This window comes from Microcoleus sp., from assembly GCF_049646505.1.
In the GTDB taxonomy this organism is placed as follows: Bacteria; Cyanobacteriota; Cyanobacteriia; order Cyanobacteriales; family Microcoleaceae; genus Microcoleus.
This window is the reverse complement of sequence record NZ_JBARVX010000255.1, coordinates 1-18,651: the sequence shown is the minus strand read 5'-3', so window position 1 is coordinate 18,651 and position 18,651 is coordinate 1. Positions and strand designations below refer to the sequence as shown.

Annotated in this window: 17 protein-coding genes; 6 read left to right on the top strand and 11 right to left on the bottom strand. The window is 44.0% G+C overall.

The annotated features are described in order from the left end of the window. Positions 1-83: 83 nt before the first annotated feature. The 5 genes from WBA89_RS13680 to WBA89_RS13660 form a co-directional block, all read right to left on the bottom strand. Positions 84-851, bottom strand: coding sequence for a class II glutamine amidotransferase (locus WBA89_RS13680; RefSeq protein WP_424407227.1), 768 nt, complete (start codon positions 849-851; stop codon positions 84-86). Positions 852-1,302: 451 nt separating this feature from the next. Then, positions 1,303-2,193 (bottom strand): thermonuclease family protein, encoded by an 891-nt coding sequence (locus tag WBA89_RS13675; protein ID WP_424407225.1) that lies wholly within the window; start codon positions 2,191-2,193, stop codon positions 1,303-1,305. Between the two features lie 171 nt (positions 2,194-2,364). After that, complete coding sequence (gene acs / locus WBA89_RS13670; protein ID WP_424407223.1) at positions 2,365-4,335, bottom strand: acetate--CoA ligase; 1,971 nt, start codon at positions 4,333-4,335, stop codon at positions 2,365-2,367. A 119-nt stretch (positions 4,336-4,454) separates the two neighbouring features. Beyond that, positions 4,455-4,817: a DUF5615 family PIN-like protein gene (locus WBA89_RS13665; protein WP_424407221.1), complete on the bottom strand. Its 363-nt coding sequence runs from the start codon at positions 4,815-4,817 to the stop codon at positions 4,455-4,457. Beyond that, positions 4,795-5,145, bottom strand: a complete 351-nt coding sequence (locus WBA89_RS13660; protein ID WP_194067525.1) for a DUF433 domain-containing protein — start codon at positions 5,143-5,145, stop codon at positions 4,795-4,797. The genes WBA89_RS13665 and WBA89_RS13660 overlap by 23 nt, the downstream gene beginning before the upstream one ends. 255 nt (positions 5,146-5,400) lie before the next feature. On the opposite strand from WBA89_RS13660, the gene WBA89_RS13655 reads away from it, so the two are divergent. Then, positions 5,401-6,081 (top strand): restriction endonuclease subunit R, encoded by a 681-nt coding sequence (locus WBA89_RS13655; protein WP_424407219.1) that lies wholly within the window; start codon positions 5,401-5,403, stop codon positions 6,079-6,081. A gap of 20 nt (positions 6,082-6,101) precedes the next feature. On the opposite strand, the gene WBA89_RS13650 is transcribed toward WBA89_RS13655, so the two are convergent. Next, on the bottom strand, positions 6,102-6,935 hold the full coding sequence (locus WBA89_RS13650) for a hypothetical protein (RefSeq protein WP_424407217.1): 834 nt from the start codon (positions 6,933-6,935) through the stop codon (positions 6,102-6,104). 331 nt (positions 6,936-7,266) lie between these two features. Beyond that, a complete protein-coding gene (locus WBA89_RS13645) occupies positions 7,267-7,512 on the bottom strand; it encodes a hypothetical protein (RefSeq protein ID WP_424407215.1) in 246 nt (81 codons plus the stop codon). Between the two features lie 108 nt (positions 7,513-7,620). Between WBA89_RS13645 and WBA89_RS13640 the strand changes: the two genes are divergently transcribed. Continuing rightward, positions 7,621-8,280 carry a restriction endonuclease subunit R gene (locus WBA89_RS13640; RefSeq protein WP_424407213.1) on the top strand — a complete coding sequence of 220 codons (660 nt, stop codon included), beginning with the start codon at positions 7,621-7,623 and terminating at the stop codon, positions 8,278-8,280. Beyond that, the gene (locus tag WBA89_RS13635) at positions 8,244-8,618 is read left to right on the top strand and encodes a WD40 repeat domain-containing protein (protein WP_424407211.1); all 375 of its coding nucleotides are present in this window, start codon (positions 8,244-8,246) and stop codon (positions 8,616-8,618) included. Before WBA89_RS13640 ends, WBA89_RS13635 begins: the two co-directional genes overlap by 37 nt. 110 nt (positions 8,619-8,728) lie before the next feature. Here the strand turns inward: WBA89_RS13635 and WBA89_RS13630 are convergent, their stop codons facing one another. Beyond that, positions 8,729-9,532, bottom strand: coding sequence for a hypothetical protein (locus WBA89_RS13630; RefSeq protein WP_424407209.1), 804 nt, complete (start codon positions 9,530-9,532; stop codon positions 8,729-8,731). Positions 9,533-9,747: 215 nt separating this feature from the next. On the opposite strand from WBA89_RS13630, the gene galT reads away from it, so the two are divergent. Next, positions 9,748-10,803, top strand: a complete 1,056-nt coding sequence (gene galT / locus WBA89_RS13625; protein WP_424407207.1) for a galactose-1-phosphate uridylyltransferase — start codon at positions 9,748-9,750, stop codon at positions 10,801-10,803. 153 nt (positions 10,804-10,956) lie between these two features. On the opposite strand, the gene WBA89_RS13620 is transcribed toward galT, so the two are convergent. Both WBA89_RS13620 and WBA89_RS13615 read right to left on the bottom strand, forming a co-directional pair. Further along, positions 10,957-11,241, bottom strand: a complete 285-nt coding sequence (locus tag WBA89_RS13620; RefSeq protein ID WP_424407205.1) for a hypothetical protein — start codon at positions 11,239-11,241, stop codon at positions 10,957-10,959. 491 nt (positions 11,242-11,732) lie between these two features. Beyond that, positions 11,733-11,966, bottom strand: a complete 234-nt coding sequence (locus WBA89_RS13615; RefSeq protein ID WP_424407203.1) for a hypothetical protein — start codon at positions 11,964-11,966, stop codon at positions 11,733-11,735. A 294-nt stretch (positions 11,967-12,260) separates the two neighbouring features. Here WBA89_RS13615 and WBA89_RS13610 point away from each other — a divergent pair, with 294 nt between their 5' ends. Continuing rightward, positions 12,261-14,045: a metallophosphoesterase family protein gene (locus tag WBA89_RS13610; protein ID WP_424407201.1), complete on the top strand. Its 1,785-nt coding sequence runs from the start codon at positions 12,261-12,263 to the stop codon at positions 14,043-14,045. Between the two features lie 285 nt (positions 14,046-14,330). On the opposite strand, the gene WBA89_RS13605 is transcribed toward WBA89_RS13610, so the two are convergent. Further along, positions 14,331-16,700 carry a CHAT domain-containing protein gene (locus tag WBA89_RS13605; protein WP_424407199.1) on the bottom strand — a complete coding sequence of 790 codons (2,370 nt, stop codon included), beginning with the start codon at positions 16,698-16,700 and terminating at the stop codon, positions 14,331-14,333. 783 nt (positions 16,701-17,483) lie between these two features. Here WBA89_RS13605 and WBA89_RS13600 point away from each other — a divergent pair. Then, positions 17,484-18,651 (top strand): FAD-dependent oxidoreductase (locus tag WBA89_RS13600; protein WP_424407197.1); only part of this gene is annotated, 1,168 nt, incomplete at its 3' end.

Sequence of the window (18,651 nt, the reverse complement as noted above, 5' to 3'; positions counted from 1 at the left end):
AGTGCAGACAATTATCAATTGTTAATTGTCCGCTGTTAAAGTGGTTTGCTAAACATAATCTGCTTATTTTAACTCATTATTGCTCATAATATTGGCAAACCCTCCTGAAATACCAGCAATTCTCCAGGTTGAATCTGCGTCCAAACTTCATCATCTGTCAGCGGTAAAGTAGCAATAACCGCCACCCTATCGCCCTCCTGTGTCAGTTCCCGGAAATCGACAGTCACATCTTCATCGATCGAATGAGCGCTAGCAAAAGGTGCTTGTCGCACAATATAATGCAGATTAGTAGAACAATGTACAAATAAGTGTTCTCCATCGGAAAGTAAATAATTAAAAATTCCCTGCGCTGCCAAACTTTGAGTAATTTCGTTCAGTACCGCGTAAATTTCCGTCAAAGCAGGCTTATTTTGAGGAAAGCTCGATCGCAATTTTTCTAAAATCAAACAAAATGCTTTTTCACTATCAGTTTTGCCAACCGCTTGATAAAATCCAGTGCTTTCAGGATGAAAATTCTCCAGATTTCCGTTGTGAGCAAACACCCAATAGCGCCCCCAAAGTTCCCGAATGAAAGGATGGCAGTTTTCCAGAGCAATTTCGCCTTGAGTAGCTTTGCGAATATGAGCAATCACATTAGTTGAATGAATGGGATAGCGGCGCACTACTTCAGCAACCGGAGAAGCAATAGCAGGTTTAGAGTCTATAAAAAGGCGACATCCCAAACCTTCAAAAAAAGCAATTCCCCAACCGTCTTGGTGAACATCCGTTCTGCCACCTCTTGCAGAAAAACCCTCAAAAGAGAAGCAAATATCTGTTGGAACATTGCAGTTCATTCCCAGTAATTGGCACATAGTTTTTACATCTCTTAAGTTTGGATTGATATCAATTCCGGTTGCACCGCAATGATTGTTGACTGTTGACTGTTAAGAGGGCGGGCACGGGGGCACCGCCCCTACTGACTGTTGACTCCGGGTCGAAAAAATGAATAGTTGAGTGTTAACTGTTGACTCGATTTTAGGATTCCGATGCAACCGGAAACGAGATGATGCCTCAGCTATTGGCAGCTACAGATTGGCGATGACAGTATTATAGTATAAATTGATTTAGCATCCGAAAAAAATAGAATAACTTGGAATTTTTAACCGCAATGCTGCTGACATAAAAAATGCGTGAATCGAACCGGAAGGGTTCGGTAAAGGGCCGGCTAAGGAATCGCCCAAAATTCGATCGCCTTTCCCAGAGAAAAGTCTTCACCGTTCCATTTATCCGGCAATTTTTATTAAATTAATGTGAAATCAAATTTTATGGGGGGAAATCCGAAAACTGCTTGAGGTTGTTTAAAACTATTTGAGGCTTTCCTTTGTATTGTTCTACCCTGCCGCTGACATACACATATCCCCGTCCCCTACCCGCATAACGCTTCTCGATTAGTCGCTTCAAGGGAGCCATTTCATCAGTTTCAGCATTAGGTATCCACAGGTCTAATTTATGATACGATGAACCCGCATAAATCACAGCATGGCTGCCTATCCATTTATTAATTCCCGCCTGCAAATCGCAGAAAATAGTAATAGGTTTAGCCGTTTCAGCAGCAGCTAATATTTTCGGGTAATCCAACCTCACAGAAAGCGCTCCTGCTGTTGCTTCCGCCAAGCGAAAATCTTCAACAATAGAGCCGCGCATCGACCACCAAGGCAGTAAATTAGCATAGTTGCGACAGGGAATTCTGGCATTGGTAATCGGATTCCAAATCATCAGGTTGTAAGCTTTTGCCGCCGATTCTGCCTCAGTCATTTGTCGGTGATACAATCGGGAGCGCCCGTATTTCAAGAAGTAGGGACTCCAGCCTTCTGCAATCAGTTTGAGATTGTAATTTTCTCCGTCTTTATGTACGTAACACAGCAGGCGGCCGTAGTTATCGCGGTGTTTTTCTACAGCAATTTCTATTGAATCATCTGTATCAAATTCAATGTCAATTTTAGCAAGTCCACCCTCTGCTGTCGCGAAGTATTGTTTAGCCATTTCCGAAGCTGCTTTGCCTGCGACAGTTACAGGTTTGGTTCCTCCCGAATGACTTTCTTCTGTATCGACGCAAATCAGGCGCAGAGACTCGGTTTTGCCGTTGAGAGAAATTTTGATGCTGTCGCCATCAACCACTTTAGTTACTTGCAGGTTCTGAATTCTGGTTGCCATATTTTCAACCCTGTTAAACTTGAGATTTAATGCACGTATTAGCTATATTGTACATGAGTTAGCTGTGGCTGTAGTGTTACTTTTTATATTCTGTAAACGCAGACAAACGCAGATAAGATTGTATCTGCGTTTGTCTGCGTTTATCCGCCTGCATCTGCGGTTGCACACCCCCTAGGAACCGCCCCGCAACTTATCCAAAACAGTCCGATCTTCCAAAGTCGAAGTATCCCCCGTCACCTCTTCTCCCGCAGCCAAAGAACGCAACAAACGCCGCATAATTTTACCGCTGCGAGTCTTCGGCAAAGCATCGGTAAATCTAATTTCGCCGGGACGGGCGATCGCCCCAATTTCCTTAACAACGTGCTGCTTCAACTCCTTCTCCAATTCTGGACTCGGTTGGTGTGAGTTATCCAGCGTCACAAAAGCGACAATTTCCTCACCCTTAATCTCATCCGGTTTCCCAACAACCGCAGCTTCCGCCACCGCTGGATGAGACACCAAAGCCGATTCAACTTCCATCGTACCGAGTCGGTGTCCGGCAACATTAATTACATCGTCAACGCGGCCCATTACCCAGAAATAACCGTCTTTGTCCTTGTGCGCGCCGTCCCCGGCAAAGTACACGAATTGGCCATCTTTCGGGTGCAAATATTCCCAATAAGTGCGGCGGAAGCGATCGGCATCGTTGTAAAGAGTCCGCATCATTCCCGGCCAAGGATGTTTTACAACTAAATAACCGCCGCTTTCATTAGTTACCGATTCGCCATCTCTGTCAACAACATCGACAACTATTCCGGGGAAAGGAAGGGTTGCAGAACCGGGTTTTGTAGGAATTGCACCGGGCAAAGCAGTAATCATAATTCCGCCAGTTTCTGTTTGCCACCAAGTATCGACGATCGGACAATTCGAGTTACCAATTACGCGCTGATACCACATCCAAGCTTCGGGATTTATCGGTTCGCCGACAGTTCCTAACAATCGCAAAGATGACAAATCTCTGGCTTTCGGCAACTCTTCACCCATTTTCATAAACGTGCGAATTGCTGTTGGTGCGGTGTAGAAAACAGTGACACCGTATTTTTCAATCACATCCCAAAAACAGCCGGGATTGGAAGCGCGGGGAGCACCTTCATACATTAAAGTTGTCGCACCGTTTGACAGCGGCCCGTAGACTATGTAACTGTGTCCTGTAATCCAGCCGACATCAGCAGTACACCAGTAAACATCGGTATCTTGGAGGTCGAATATCCACTTGGTTGTCATGTGGGTATAAAGGTTGTAACCGCCCGTTGTATGGACGACTCCTTTGGGTTTTCCGGTACTTCCAGAAGTGTAAAGAATGAATAGCATATCTTCGCTATCCATCGGTTCGGCTGGACAATTTGCCGATGCAGTTTTTTGCAAGTCGTGCCACCAAACATCGCGCCCCGGTTCCATGTCAATTTGCTGTTTGGTGCGCTGAACTACGAGGACGTTGGTAACGCTGGGTACGGCATTATTTGCTAATGCTTTGTCTGCTTGTGTTTTGAGGCCGACGGCGGTATCTTTGCGGAAGCCCCCGTCGGCGGTGATCAGGAGTTTTGCCTGGCCGTCGTTGAGGCGATCGCGCAATGCTTCGGCACTAAATCCGCCGAATACTACGCTGTGTACTGCACCGATTCTGGCACAAGCTAGCATGGCGATCGCAGCTTCGGGAATCATGGGCATATAAATGCCGACGCGATCGCCCTTTTGCACTCCCAATTCTTTGATGACATTCGCCATTTGGCAAACTTCGCGGTGGAGTTGCGCGTAAGTCAGCGTGCGGGAGTCTCCGGGTTCGCCTTCCCAAATGAGGGCGGCTTTGTTTTTGCGCCAAGTTGTCAAATGTCTGTCCAGACAATTGTAAGAAATGTTAATTTTACCGCTGACAAACCATTTAGCAACAGGCGGCTGCCAGTCGAGCACGGCATCCCACTTTTGAAACCAGTCCAATTCTTGGGTAGCGAGTTCGGCCCAAAATGCTTCGGGGTCAGCTTTAGCTTTGTCGTAGAGGGCCTGGTACTCTTCTAGGCTTTTGATGTGAGCTTTTTGGGAGAATTCAGCGGTGGGCCCAAATAGGCGTTTTTCTTGCAGTATTGATTCGATCGTATCTTGTGACATCGTTCTTAACTTGAATTTTGCTTAGTCTTTGTAACTATTGTTTGCATAAGTTGGGGCAAAAGTATGTTTATTTTCCTTAAGACAGGGGCAGTTTTGTCAATGTTGGGGATGTGTGAGAATTATGGTAGCGGTAAATGCTCAATTTTATCTTGGTACTCATCATCAAACGATCCTTGATAAATCAAAATCAGTTCGTCAATATTTTGACCGATACTCAGCTTGAAATTCAGGATAAATATTCCTGGGATATGGCGATTTTGCTCTAGATGATCTGTTAAATGAACGGGCATAGAGCGGCGATTGTTGGTAACGAGAATGAAATTGTGGATTTCGCACCAAATGAGAATTTCTGGGTCGAGAGTCCCTTTGGAAGGTGCTGTTAGTTCTCCCACTGCGAGAACAACCAGATCGGGATTGCGCCTGCGAATTTGGTTAAAGTATGCAGGATCGACATTTTCATCAAACAGATACTGGATTGCCATCAGCTTTTCTCATTGCATCTCTTGCTGCTCTCAGTTTGCGGATTTTTTCATATACTGGACGAGGATTGCGGCGCTGTTCTTCTCGCATTTTTTCGCCCCATTCCAGCCATTCGGTTATGTACTTACCGACGGCTTCTTTGTTGTGCAGGTAGTACAAAATTGTCGCATAAACTTGTTCGAGGGTGAGGGATGTATAAATGTTAGCGATTTCTTCGGGAGTTCGGGCGCGAAACAGGTATTCGTACAGAATGGTTTCGATGCCGATTCGGGAACCTTTGATCCGAATGTCGTCAGGTCTTAGGAAGTTAAAATATTCTTCTAGCTGCATGGCTGGTTCTGGGTGATATCTGGTATGATTGTATCACAAGTAATTGTCTGTTTGGGGATTGAGATTGTTTGCGGTTTTTTCGGAATGATTTAACCGCAGAGAGCGCAGAGAGCGCAGAGTAAGAGAGAGATGAATAATTCTGATACTAATGGGTTTTAATGGTTGCTCGCACATCATCGATTTATCCCAATTTTAAGATGAGATTATACCAAGTTTGCAATATACTTGACATGAACAGCCGATCGCACAAAAGCCATGACTCAAAATTTAGAAGCCAGCCAACTTTCGCTAAATGACGTTCGCCGCCTTCTCAAACTGGAAAGACAAACAGAAGGCTCTTTTACTGATTTTTTCTCTCTGGAACCTCTGACAGATTTTGAACATCAGGAATTATTGCAAATCAGCAATGATTTTTGGCGTTATCTAGAAGTGGGGAAGGTTTCCGAAGAATTGGTTAAGTTTTTATCACTTTCGCCGTTAATGCGATTGACGGGATTTTTTAAAGTTCCTGTTGTGCTGACAATGGAAGATAGCATCCCGATTGAGGTTGAGGATGAGGATACTTTAATTAAAGGGCGGTTGGATATTTTAGCGGTAAATCAGCCGGATGCAGAACTCGCGGCGACAAAGTTTTGGATTTTGGTAGTCGAGGCGAAAAATAGTGCGTTAGCGAAGCCCTCGAAGAGGATCGCCCCTTTGACCGGTTTGCCACAATTGCTGACTTATGCTTATAAAAGTTTGCAGCAGCAATCGTCTGTTTGGGGATTGACGACGAATGGCGAAAGTTATCGGTTTGTGCGGGTGACGCGGGGAAATCCTTGTACTTATCAGATTTTACCAGAATTGAATTTGATTGACAGAGAGCGATCGCTCTTGTTGGCCCAAGTGTTGAAAGCGATTTGCAAGTTGCAGAACGTGCAGTTGCAAATCGCATAAGTAGTGTTATGTTCCTAACGTCATGACCGAATCTTTGTTGCTACCACATCCCCATATTCGCCCATCCACTCCTGCTTCGGATTCACCGCAAAAAGTAAAGCTTCTATCAGACCAACAATTGTATTTTTGCGCTGGAGAGCCTGTTTGCGTTTAATCCTTTCTTCGCGTTGGAAAGCAGAGTAGGCATTGAGTGAAGTATCGGTCAATTCCATTACTTCTATGTTAATGGTACTAACAATTTGTCCTCGGCGCTGCAAATGTGTTTGCAAAAGTTTGCTAGGAGTAACACCAGGCTTGCTAATCCACAAAGTCCGAGGGTGACGCCAAATATACATTATACCGTATAGAAAACGGCTTACTTCCCTATCGGTAGTAGATAATGACCAATTGGGTTCGATGGCGCTCGTTATACTGGCTGCTATCGGCATGGGCTTTTTGCTTTTAAAAAATATCTGACCCACTTCGGCCCAGCAATAATGTTGTGGGTGAACAAAGAGTCTAACAAAACATCTACTTTCACTAACAATTGTGAAGTCGATAAGTTGGACAAAACCCGCGGATTCCAGCGCGTCAGTATATTCCTGCAACGAGTTGATATCTAGTTGGGGAAATTCATCAGCATCGACTGGTATGAATTGTTGCTCCTTTGATTGTTCTTGAAGGAACACAGGTTTGGCAGACAGCAATAGTGACATAATAACGATAATCCACAAAACCACCACAGGCAAAAAAATAAGAATCAGCGACTCTGGTCCCGCCAAACCTTTAAAGATTGCAGTTAGGTAATGCCTGGTCATTTCAAATAAAAACGCGCCGAATATGAAGGCAAGTACAAAAGAAATATTTTTTTTCATTCGTCAATATCCTCACACTTGAATAAAAAATTTAAGAGCGATCGCTCTGCTGGTTAATGCTGTTTAGATAAGTATTTTGAAGAGCAATTATCTACCAACTAAAACTAATATTAATACACAAAATTCCCGATGTCAAAACTTATTAACTTTTTGTAATATCACGAACAGACTAAAAAAAATTATATCTTGATTTTGTATATTTTGATCTCGATCTACTTAAGTAGATTGTCGATATTCAACTGCACACCGTTCATATTCTAAAACGATCTCCGTAATTTCCGCCGCAGGCATATCAGCTTGTTCTGATTTTGCATAAACAGTCAATGGTTGCTCAGACATCATCAATTCCCTCCCAAATTTGGGAAAGAGGAATCGTTTTTCCGGTCATAGCTTCATGCCAAGCTTGACGGAAATCTGCTAAAATTACTTCATTAGATTGCTCGTCTTCATTAGTTTCTGTTACTTCGGGAATCAGCACAATTACTTCGACTCGGCTATTGCGATCTAACTTGAGTGGTTCATCTATGTGCAATTGCCCTCGCTCGTCGATCGTTGCCATCACTTTAATTGCTTTCATAAAATATAACTGATTTACAGGATATATCTGGTACGATCGTATCACAGCCAATCCGCTTGTAATGCTTTTATAATATAAGTTGTCGAAACAGCCGATCGCACAAAAGCCATGACTCAAAATTTAGAAGCCAGCCAACTTTCGCTAAATGACGTTCGCCGCCTTCTAAAACTGGAAGAACGAGAAGCAGATGCCTGGAACGATTTTTTCTATCGGGAACCGCTGAGTGAATTTGAACAGCAGGAATTAGTGAAAATTAGAAATAACTTTCGGCGGTACTTAGCCGCAGGTAAAATATCTGAAGAACTGGTAAAGTTTTTGGTAGTTTCGCCTTTAATGGGGTTAACTGGATTCTTCGATGTTCCTGTTGTGCTGACAATGGAAGATAGTATACCCATCGAGGTTGAAGATGAGGATACTTTAATTAAAGGGCGCTTGGATATCTTAGCTGTAAATGGGCCGGAGGCGGAGATAGGGGCGGCGCAGTTCTGGATTTTGGTAGTCGAGGCGAAAAATAGCGCGATCGATCCTTGGGCCGGTTTGCCGCAATTGCTGACTTATGCTTATAAAAGTTTGCAGCAGCAATCGTCTGTTTGGGGATTGACAACGAATGGACGCAACTATCAGTTTGTGTATCTGACGCGGGGAAATCCTTGTACTTATCAGATTTTACCGGAATTGAATTTGATTGATAAAGAGCGATCGCTCTTGTTGACCCAAGTATTGAAAGCGATTTGCAAGTTGCAAAACCTGCAGTTGCAATTGGCTTAACAAGGGCGATCGCGCGAGGGCTTAGAAACCGGGTTTTTGATAGTGTCAGTTTTAGCCCGAAAAAAGATACGATCGCCACTGCATCACAAGACGGCACCGCCAAATTGTGGGACTTGCAGGGCAATTTACTGGCAGACTTTAGCGGATATAAAGGAAATTTACTTAAAGGCGAAGCAGATTTTGTGGAGTTGAAAAGTCCGATTCATAGTATTTGTTTGAGTCGGGACGGGAAGTTTTTAATAACTGGTTCTCTGGATGAAAAGGTGCGGTTTTGGCCGGTGGAAAGTTTGTATGAGTTGTTCGCGAGGGGCCGGGAATGGCTGGGTGAGAAATTTTAACCGCAAATAAATGCAGATTGGTTGATAGTTGAGCTCAGACATCTTCCATAATTATTTGGGAACAGGCATTCTGCTTCTCCCAGACAGGCTTTTTGCCAGATGTCTGTTGTTCAAACATTCGGATCGATTCCCAATTCCCTAAGTTTAGCGGCGAGTGATTCGCTGCGCTGGCGTTCAGTTTCTAATTGGGCGATCGCCTCTTGGGCCCGCTGCATTTCTTGTTGGGCCCGCTGCCTTTCTTGTTGTGCCCTTTGTCGTTCCAATTCCGATTTTTCCGAGCTCCAAAGCAGTAAATTTCCCGCTGCATCCCACCACCGCAACCAGTGCATAGTTGCACCCAATCGCGTTCCATACCAAATGCCTAAAAATAAATTAATTTCTGGTATCCAGTAACGTCCCTCTGCTGTCGGTGACTGGAAAACATATTGATTTTCTTGCAGTTGGCGGACTTCCAAATCGAGTTCGTAAGGGTCAAAAATAACGTAGGTGGAAATCTGGAAAATTTGCTCGTAGCAATACAGTTTGCCGTAAGGGTATTTGGCGCGCACCGAATATTCCCCAGCGTCGGTTTCTGAGAGAAATTCCATCGCTACGGCAACTCGATCGCCCTCCAAAGACGGTGTGTAACTGCGGCGAATGACTTTTTCGGCTAGGGGCAATACTCGCGGCACGTACATCCAGTCTGGCGCTTTGACTACCATCTTTTGATTGACGGTAGCAGCGATCGCAAAATTCGAGGCAATTAACATTTCGGGTTGAATGCGATCGCAAGTACCAAGGGCATCCGTTAGGGCGGCTGCCAGCGGTGGCTGTTGAATGTTTTCCACAGGATCGTCGGGTAATATAAAGTCTTCTGGCAGTTTTTCCCAGGTAACAACTGGTTCTTGTTTGGTGGGATTAATTTGGAGAACCATAACTTAGTTATTAGCTGTTGCTCTTGATATATTTTATCCTACCATAATTGTAGGCAATCAAAAATTGCTATAGTTAGCTTTATTCAGGACAGCCTATTTAATCCTGAAGATATTAAATGTCAAGATTTGTTAAAAATTTGAAATCAGCAGTGACATCATACCAACTCTTATCTTACCATAAGAAACGGCTCAAATCTGAAACAAAAGGTAAGAAAATGTCTGAACTTAGACAAAATCTAATTACCAGAGATTGGGTAATCATCGCCACCGAACGGGCGAAAAGACCGGACGAATTTGCTAATAAGAAAAAGTCGCTCGCAGCAGTGCCGCCGCACCGTGCCGATTGCCCGTTTTGCGTGGGAAATGAGGAAGACGGAACCTTAGAAACTTGCCGTTTGGCAGACGATTCTCTACAGGATAGTTTCGCTTTACGCACCGGCTGGAAAGTCAGGGCGATTGGCAACAAATATCCCGCCCTCTCCCCGACAGCAGAACGGATCAGGATATCATCGGGAATTTACCGCACGATGTCGGGAATCGGCGTTCACGAAGTAATTGTCGAACACCCGCGACACGATTTGACTACTGCTTTGTTGACCGTTGAAGAAGTTGCAAACATACTTTTAGTATACCGCCAGCGCTATTTAGAAATTAGAAAATATCCTTACATTGAAACAATTATTATCTTCAAAAATCACGGAAAAAGTGCGGGAACTTCTCTCGAACACCCCCACTCGCAGATAGCAGCTACGCCCGTTGTCCCCAACCAATTTCGCACTCGCATCGACGAAGCTATTAGATATTTTGACGACACGGGAGAATGTATGTTTTGCCGGACTTTGGCAGATGAGTTAGCGGCGGGAGAAAGAGTGATTTTTGAAAGCAAACATTTTGTTGCTTTTATCCCTTTTGCTGCACTTTCTCCGTTCCACACTTGGATTTTTCCGCGCCGGCATTCGTCTTCGTTTGATGATATTACTGATGCGGAAATTACAGACCTTGCTGATACTTTAAAAACTGTACTTGCTAAACTTTTTTACGGATTGAACGATCCCGATTACAACTATACTATCCGGTCGGTACCGACGGCGGAACGGGCAACTAAATATTTTCACTGGTATATCGCAATTATTCCCAGAGTTTCTAGACAAGCTGGGTTTGAGTTGGGCAGCGGGATGTTTATCAATACTGCTTTGCCAGAGGAAAGTGCGGAGTTTTTGCGATCGATCGCAATTCCTGGCGATCGCAATTTCGGCAAATCTAAAGTATAAAAGATTACAATTTATTAAGGAATGTCCCAGACGAAGACGGGAGACAATTTAATGATTTTCAATCATCGGTTGAAATAGACAATTTAAATCTGCAACAGCTTAATTGACGCTCAAAATTTATCAACCTACAAATATTGATAAATTTTACCAAACTCACAACAAACCTTCGACATACTGCCAGCAGTCATCGCTAAAAGTAGCTTTCAACATATCTCTAATTTTACCGTCGATCGACAATCTCGCCTCGCCGGAGTCGCCACTCTCGCCGATTTCCCGACTCTCATCAGATAAATGTTCTTGAAGGTGGGCCAGAGTATTGGCGAAATTAGCTAGAAAATAATGTTCGTCTACCCACGCTGTGGGATCGGGGATTGCTGGACTTCCAAAAGCCCGATCGACTAAATCCTGTTTTGTAAAATCGTCAGTGTGGTTTTTCATGCTGAGTTCGATTGAGATAAAATTTGCAGCTTATCCCAATCTTAAGCTGAATTTTTAACGCTCGTGCGATCGCGATCGACCCACCGCAGTGATAAATTTGTGTAATTCGTGCGATCGCGATCGAGCTTGTTTAGTCCGTCGCGTGCTATCATACAACCTCAGATTCGGCGCTCACAAATTTTTACCTCCGGCAAAATAGACTTCGGCACCATTCCGCGAACTTTTTTTGGGGATTGTTGACAGCCGGCGCAATCCGAAAATTTACCGCGATAGAACACAAAACCTCAGCATCTTTCTCTTTGAAACCTGCACACTTTTGCAACCCATAAACCGTCTGTTTTACCGCCATTTTCCAGGCTTTATCTCATTTCCTACCGAATCCCGCAATCGCAACACGAGTACGATTTTCAGCCAACGGAAATATCACAAATAAATCCTTAAACAAGATAATTTTAACAGTCCCCTTCATCGAAGTTTCCATCGCAGTATTGTTAACTTCGCCGTCTCCCTGTCCCGACTTTGCGGTTGGGAGGCAAATTTTGACAAATATCTAAAAATTCCGGGGTAAGAAATTCCGGATGTACATTCTCACCCACATCATATCCTGAATAGGTTTCGATGTCGGTGCGATCGCCCGAACCCACAGTTAAAGCAGGTTCGAGGTTGGGAGAGAAACCGCCTAAGTGTACGGTTTTGCAGTTAGCTTCGAGAAGGTGGCGGGTCATATCTATTTGAGATTTTGGGTGTCAGATGGTGGTAAGATTTGTGTGTAGCAAGTCTAAATAATTTTTTTATTAACCGCAGAGAACGCAGAGGGCGCAGAGAAAGAGAATGCAGAGATGGGAAGATGTGAAAAAATGGTTGAAGTTTGTTAAATGTGAGATATTTTACTGATTTTTTAACTTTTTGATAGCGTTGGCAGTTGATTTTTTAAGGGCGGGTCGGGTTTAGATGTATTTGGGTTTGGAGTTATATTTTGCTGGTGAAACCCGCCCCTACAAACTAATAACTAATAACTTATGTTAACACCATTGCCGGACAAAGTAGAAAATTCCAAAAGTGAGTACCGCAATCCTTGGTTTTTTGCGGTGCTCTTTCTGATTCTCCTATTGCTCGGTTTGATTCTGCAATTTTACCTCAACAAACCTCAACTTTTAACCGATCCGTTTCTACAACTCCCAACAGCAAACTCTGTGCGAGTTGTCTGGTTTACCGAGTTTCCCGGTACTTGCAATACTGTCGCTTACGGTGAAAATTTAAATCAAATTGCCGCTGCAAATACTACTAAGTTAAGCCGCACTCGCGAAGACAAAGACTCGCACATCTCCGATAGCATCAAACAGGGCATTACTCGCACCAATCCCGTGCTCCGCGACATTTGGCGGCACGAAGCAGAAGTCCCCAATTTAAGGCCCGGTGTTCGGATTCCTTATTCAGTCACCAGCCAAACAAAAGACGGCACATCTGTCAGCAGCAAAGTTTTTACACTTTCTGCGATACCAGCAGCAGGAATTGGGCTGAAAATTCTCCTCACTTCAGACCATCAATTGATGCCGATGACAGCCGCAAATATCCAGAAAGTTGCAGAAACAATTGACAAAATTGATGCAGTTTTCATAGCTGGGGATTTAATTAATATAGCCGATCGCGCTTCCGAATGGTTCGACGATTACCGAGGCCGCGCCTTTTTCCCCGCTTTGCAAGGCCGCGCCTTCTCGGAAATCGACAAAAACGGCATCAAAACAGTGTACAGCGGCGGCGAACTGATCCAACACGCGCCTTTATTTCCGGCGATGGGGAACCATGAAATTATGGGGAGGTTTTCAACTACCAGCACCCTCAACGACCAGTTTAACGATGCTTTTCCCCGCGCTGCTGCGGAAAAAATATATCCATACCTCACTCAAAAATATGCAGTCAAAGATCGAGATATTTTGTTAAAAAAAAATACTTTTAACAGCGATACATACAACGAAATCTTTAGCTTTCCCGCTGAAAAGAATTATTATGCTTTGACTTTTGGAGACGTGCGGTTAGTGACTTTATATGTTACCAATATCTGGCGGACTCCGAATTTAGATCCGGATGCCAGAGGCAGGTATCGGGAACGGGACGAAGATTTAGACCGCCCTGAAAAATGGGGATACGGACAGCATATTTTTGAGCCAATTGTTAAGGGTAGCGCTCAATATAATTGGCTGGAACAAGAGTTAAAAAGTGCGGAATTCCAGCAGGCAAAATATAAAGTTGTGATGTTTCACCACCCGCCGCATTCTGTGGGCGACAATATTGTACCCGCTTATACTGACCCCGTGCAAATAGTCAATCGCACTTCCGATGGCGAGATTAAAATGGTGCGTTACGAGTATCCCAAACAACAAGATTATCTGATTCGGGATGTAGTGCCGCTGCTAGAAACAGCGGGGGTGCAGTTAGTTTTTTACGGACATTCCCATTTGTGGAATCGGTTTGTCAGTTCCAGCGGAATGCACTTTTTAGAGACTTCTAATGTAGGCAACAGTTACGGGGCTTTCACGGGGGAAAAGCGCCGATTTGTGCCGCCAGGATATCGGGAAGATTACAGCGCTACTGGAGATCCGAACGGATTGGAACCTGTGGTGCCGACTGTGGCCCCACTGCTGGGAAAAGATGGGCTGCCGCTGCCGTATATTGAAAGCAACGATATTACGGCTTTTAGTATTTTTGAGACGGAGAACGGTACGGTTAGCAGCTATTATTTTGATACGCGGAAACCCAAGTCGAAAGTGGTGAAGTTTGATGAGTTTAAGTTGCAAATTCCCTAATCGGTAATCGGTAATTGGTAATCGGTAATGCGTCATAAATCATAGAAAGCTCGGCGGTTGAAACCGCGTCTACACAAACGATGTCGGCCTGCGCCGACTGGTTTATAAAGGGTATCCCAAACCCTGATTTTGTATTCCCAATCCTGCAATTACCTATAGCGGTTCTCAAGCGTTGTGAGGTATGCCCCATGCCCCATGCCCCATGCCCCATGCCCCATGCCCCATGCCCCATGCCCTATGCCCAGTGGCACTTCATCTTTCGCTCGAAATGCTATAAATCATTATCTACAGCCAATTGCCGACTAGAATATATGTCCCCCAAGTCTTAACCGCCTGATATCTTTCAAACAGCGATTGCTGAGCAATATGCAGAGCTTTTGCCCTAGTTGTTCCGGGTTTTGCAAGTTCTTCGTAAAACTTTAACATCAGTTCGGTATTGGGTGAATCCTCGGCTTCCCACAAGGTTGATAGCGTGCTGCGAGCCCCCGCACGCACGGCAATTCCCGCAAGTCCTAAAACTGCTCGGTTGTCTCCTGATGCTGTCTGACAAGCACTCAAAACTAGCAGTTCAATATTGCTTGACTGCTGCGGAGTTTCTGTTTCGATTAAGTTGGCGATATCTTGACCTTTTAGCAACTGTTTGTAAGCGACAATATATGTTTCCTCTGGATCGGAACTGAATTGACCGTGAGTCTTGATGTGTACTGCGGAAAAGTTGCCTGTTTGAAGTTGATTTTGAATGTTGGCTTTCGTAAATTTTTTCTCTAGCAGGGGTTTACTGGCTGGTACTTTTGTGGTTATTCCTTCTAATTCTTCTTTTAACTTCTGAATAATTTCAAAGTTTTTACCTTCTATATTTTGCGCTTCACCTATCCCGCCGATAAAGACTTTTAATCTTTTTTGTAACGGTTGAGGTGCAAAAAGTGTGAGTTGCGGGGAAACAGCGATCGCATATTTATCTTGTACTAAATACTTCTGCGTTTTCCGATTGTAAAGCACTGCCATTGGAATGTTTCGCAAGCTGCCATCTAACACAAATACTAATGTTTCAATCTGATTGTTTTTTGCTAGTTCCGCTTCCAAAGGCTCAATCAACCATTTGTAAACATTCTCCGATTCAGCTATGGCTTGAGGAGTTTTCCCTTTCTCAGCCAAGTTCGATCGCAGTTTTTGCAGAGTAGTTTCTACTGTTTGGCGATCGACAGGAGTTTCGTAATATGTCAGCGGCTTTCCTGCTACTTGAAAAATAATTGCTATTTTGTTTTCTAAGATAATTGGATAAATCAGGGCAGCTCGATTGTCTGGTATGCGATCGATTGCTACAGTGTCCGACAAATTGCACCGCAAAAAGTTTTCTATTTCTGCTAGTTGCAGGGCGTCTATTTCTTGAATTGCTTGTTGGAGATTATCTTGATTTGGTTGAGATTTACCATCTGTTGTTACCAGTAAATCTACGAGCTCCCGGTAAACTGGTTCGGCGTTGTCTCGGAATGAAAACTGCACGTTTGGATTGACGGCTATTAAATCTTTTCGCACAGATTGGATGGTTTGAACTGATGCTTGATAAGCTGCGATCGCACTTTTTTTGTCTCCCTTACTTTTCACCGTCAATCTGCCTAATTGCCACTGCCACCTATAAGCAATATCCGCCGCCTGAATTGACTGTGCAATGCCTAAAGCTTCAGCAGTTAATTGTTTAGCATCGGATAATTGTCCGGTGATTTCGTACAATTCGCCGAGACTGCCTTTGGCGTAGGATTCTGCTCGCAAATCGCCTAATTTTCTAGCATCTTTGGCTGCGGATGCCAATAGTTTCGCAACATAAATTAATTCTGGGTTGGCTGCGGTTTTACCTTTGGCTGTAACAGCACAGTGTTTGACTGCGGGCGGCAGAGGTAGTAAGATTTTCTCGATGTCGAAATCCCTTGTTTGCACTTTCAAACAAGTCAGGCTGGCGGCAAAGTCGATGCGGGCATAGATGGATTCAGTAGTGACGGGCAAATTGTCAACTGTTGACTGGATTTCTTGCCACAAATTGCCGATATCTGAGTCGGGTTGAGTTTCGACAAGCAGGCTGAGTTTATTTAGTTTAGCTTGCAATTGTTCGGTTTTGGAAGCAAGGGCGATCGCCCTTTCGTAAAAATCCAAAGCTTTGCGATAATTAGCCTCAGCATTATTCCTAATATCTTCTTGCCGCTTGCCCATTGCCCGCTGGGTATTTCCCAAACTGAGATAAACTGCGCTGAGGGTGCGATCGCTCCGCAAATTTTGTGCTATTATCAAACTGCGGTTTAATACAATCTCTGAATTTTTAAAAGCACCTGTCAATCGCAGCACATCGCCTAAAGTTCTCAATCCCGATGCCACAATTTCGGTGTTGGGAAAGTTGTCAATAGTTGCTTTTTCGGTCGGAGACAGTTGATTGTCGATTAAGGTTTGGCAGTTGAAGTTGGCAATTTCTAAAACAGAGAGCAAACTGTCGCAAGCTTGGCGGTACATTCCAGCCGATTGCTGATTTTGGGCGGCGATTAGTTGGGTGTTGGTTTGAGGGGCGATCGCACCTGCAAGCCTAGCAGAAACAGGCACTTGCAAGCAGCATAAAAATGCTGTTATTCCTGCTAATATCAACCAGATTTTATACTTGTTTATCTTCATTAGTTGCGGGTTCTTGAGAATTTATTTGTGCGGATACGGCTTATTTTATAGAATATTGCTGTCAACTAGACCGCGCGTTTTACCGACAGTCCGACAGAGGTTTAAACCCCTGTATTATAGCAAAAATCGGTTAAAAATCACATATTGCACAATAGTTAATAACAGGCTCTGGGGCCCGTTCCACAAAAGATGAATTTTCTTGCGGAACAGGCCCCAGAGCCTGTTCCCAAACAAGTAATTGAGAAAGGTGCAACATTTCAGTTAAAACCGACTGTGAAATCTGACAGAAACTGCGAGTAATTTTAGTCCTATAAAAAAGGACTTTCGCTATGAAACAAAGGTTAAAAACCCCTGCCGAACTCTCGGATAAACGAAATATTTCTGGCAAAATTTGGAATTGTTAACCCTTCTCAGTCAACAGATAACAAATAACAAATAACAAATAACAAATAACAAATAACAAATAACAAATAACAAACAACAAATAACAAATAACAAATAACAAATAACAAATAACAAATAACAAATAACAAATAACAAATAACAAATAACAAATAACAAACAACAAACAACAAATAACAGTCACTCAATTTTAGATTAAAGAATTGAAGCATCAGAGATTTACTTGCAGCATTAAATCTGGAAGCTTCAACTTCCGTCTAAAATTTGGAACCACCGCAGGAGTACGTGGCAGGGTATGGGTTTTTGCGCGTGTCAAAGGCGATGCGATCGGGAAATGTCTCTTCGTATTTCTTCACATAGCCTGATTTCGGTCTATGATATATGCCTTATGCCGTTTTTGTGTTTAAAGCCCGTTATCGCGTACCGCTGATGAGTCAATCAACCAATCCACCACAATCTCAACCAATTTCTCGAAGAACCGCCCTCAAATTCCTCGGAGTCGGTGCCGCCGGCGGGCTGCTGGGCTACTCTCGATTTTCCAAGCCTGAACCCGCCGTTTTTGTCCAAGATTCTCTTGACTTGCCGCGAATGCTGAATAACCGCAAAACTGTTGCAGTTGTAGGTGCAGGCTTAGCAGGGCTCGCTTGTGCTTACGAACTTTCCCAGCGGGGTTTCGCCGTAACGCTACTAGAAAAATCTCCCCAACTCGGAGGTAAAATAGCTAGTTGGCCGATACAAGTCGGGAAGGAAACTTTTATGATGGAACACGGTTTCCACGGTTTTTTTCCCCAATACTACAACCTCAAAAGTGTAGTTGAAGAACTAGAAATTACCGATAACTTTGTATCTTTGGAATCCTACGCCGTCGTCTTTCGAGACGGAAAATACCAACCAGAAGTTTTCCGTCCCAACCATTCAGCTTTCCCCTGGAATATAGTTGACCTGGCGATATCTTCTCCCAATCGGCTCAAGTGGGGAATCAACATGACAAAACCCGCTCACTGGCAAGTGTTTCGAGAAATTGGCGGCTTTCAAACTCAAAAAAGTTTCGCTCGCCTCGACAACATATCAGTTGCTGACTGGGTAAAAGGAGAATTCCCGCGCGGACTTTACGACTTGTATTTTTTGCCTTTTGCCAAATCCAGCCTCAACGCTCCCGACCAATTGAGCGTGGGAGAATTAATGCAATTTTTCCACTTTTACTTTTTCGGAAATCCCGAAGGTTTGGCCTTCAACGGCACGCGGCAAGATATGGGCACGAGTTTGGTGCAGCCGATTGCCAGAGCCATTGAAAGCAAAGGCGGAAGAGTATTGACAGATGTCGCTGTTAGCAATATTCACTGGGAAAACGACCGGATTGATTCTCTCAGTTATCAGTCGGGAGACGTGCAAAGTAAAGTGCCTTTTTGGGTGAAACGAAACGCTGAATTAACTGACAGTAACTCTACAGAATATTTCGGCGCTGGGGACAGCGTATTTGCCGCTGCACCCGGAGGAAAAGAAGCAATTTCTCTGAGCTGCACTCACCAAGGCTGCACTGTTATGAAAC

Bases quoted from the DNA above. Each gene is read 5' to 3' on its own strand.
- WBA89_RS13680 (WP_424407227.1), bottom strand. From the start codon at position 851: ATGTGCCAATTACTGGGAATGAACTGCAATGTTCCAACAGATATTTGC.
- WBA89_RS13675 (WP_424407225.1), bottom strand. From the start codon at position 2,193: ATGGCAACCAGAATTCAGAACCTGCAAGTAACTAAAGTGGTTGATGGC.
- acs (WP_424407223.1), bottom strand. From the start codon at position 4,335: ATGTCACAAGATACGATCGAATCAATACTGCAAGAAAAACGCCTATTT.
- WBA89_RS13665 (WP_424407221.1), bottom strand. From the start codon at position 4,817: ATGGCAATCCAGTATCTGTTTGATGAAAATGTCGATCCTGCATACTTT.
- WBA89_RS13660 (WP_194067525.1), bottom strand. From the start codon at position 5,145: ATGCAGCTAGAAGAATATTTTAACTTCCTAAGACCTGACGACATTCGG.
- WBA89_RS13655 (WP_424407219.1), top strand. From the start codon at position 5,401: ATGACTCAAAATTTAGAAGCCAGCCAACTTTCGCTAAATGACGTTCGC.
- WBA89_RS13650 (WP_424407217.1), bottom strand. From the start codon at position 6,935: ATGAAAAAAAATATTTCTTTTGTACTTGCCTTCATATTCGGCGCGTTT.
- WBA89_RS13645 (WP_424407215.1), bottom strand. From the start codon at position 7,512: ATGAAAGCAATTAAAGTGATGGCAACGATCGACGAGCGAGGGCAATTG.
- WBA89_RS13640 (WP_424407213.1), top strand. From the start codon at position 7,621: ATGACTCAAAATTTAGAAGCCAGCCAACTTTCGCTAAATGACGTTCGC.
- WBA89_RS13630 (WP_424407209.1), bottom strand. From the start codon at position 9,532: ATGGTTCTCCAAATTAATCCCACCAAACAAGAACCAGTTGTTACCTGG.
- galT (WP_424407207.1), top strand. From the start codon at position 9,748: ATGTCTGAACTTAGACAAAATCTAATTACCAGAGATTGGGTAATCATC.
- WBA89_RS13620 (WP_424407205.1), bottom strand. From the start codon at position 11,241: ATGAAAAACCACACTGACGATTTTACAAAACAGGATTTAGTCGATCGG.
- WBA89_RS13615 (WP_424407203.1), bottom strand. From the start codon at position 11,966: ATGACCCGCCACCTTCTCGAAGCTAACTGCAAAACCGTACACTTAGGC.
- WBA89_RS13610 (WP_424407201.1), top strand. From the start codon at position 12,261: ATGTTAACACCATTGCCGGACAAAGTAGAAAATTCCAAAAGTGAGTAC.
- WBA89_RS13605 (WP_424407199.1), bottom strand. From the start codon at position 16,700: ATGAAGATAAACAAGTATAAAATCTGGTTGATATTAGCAGGAATAACA.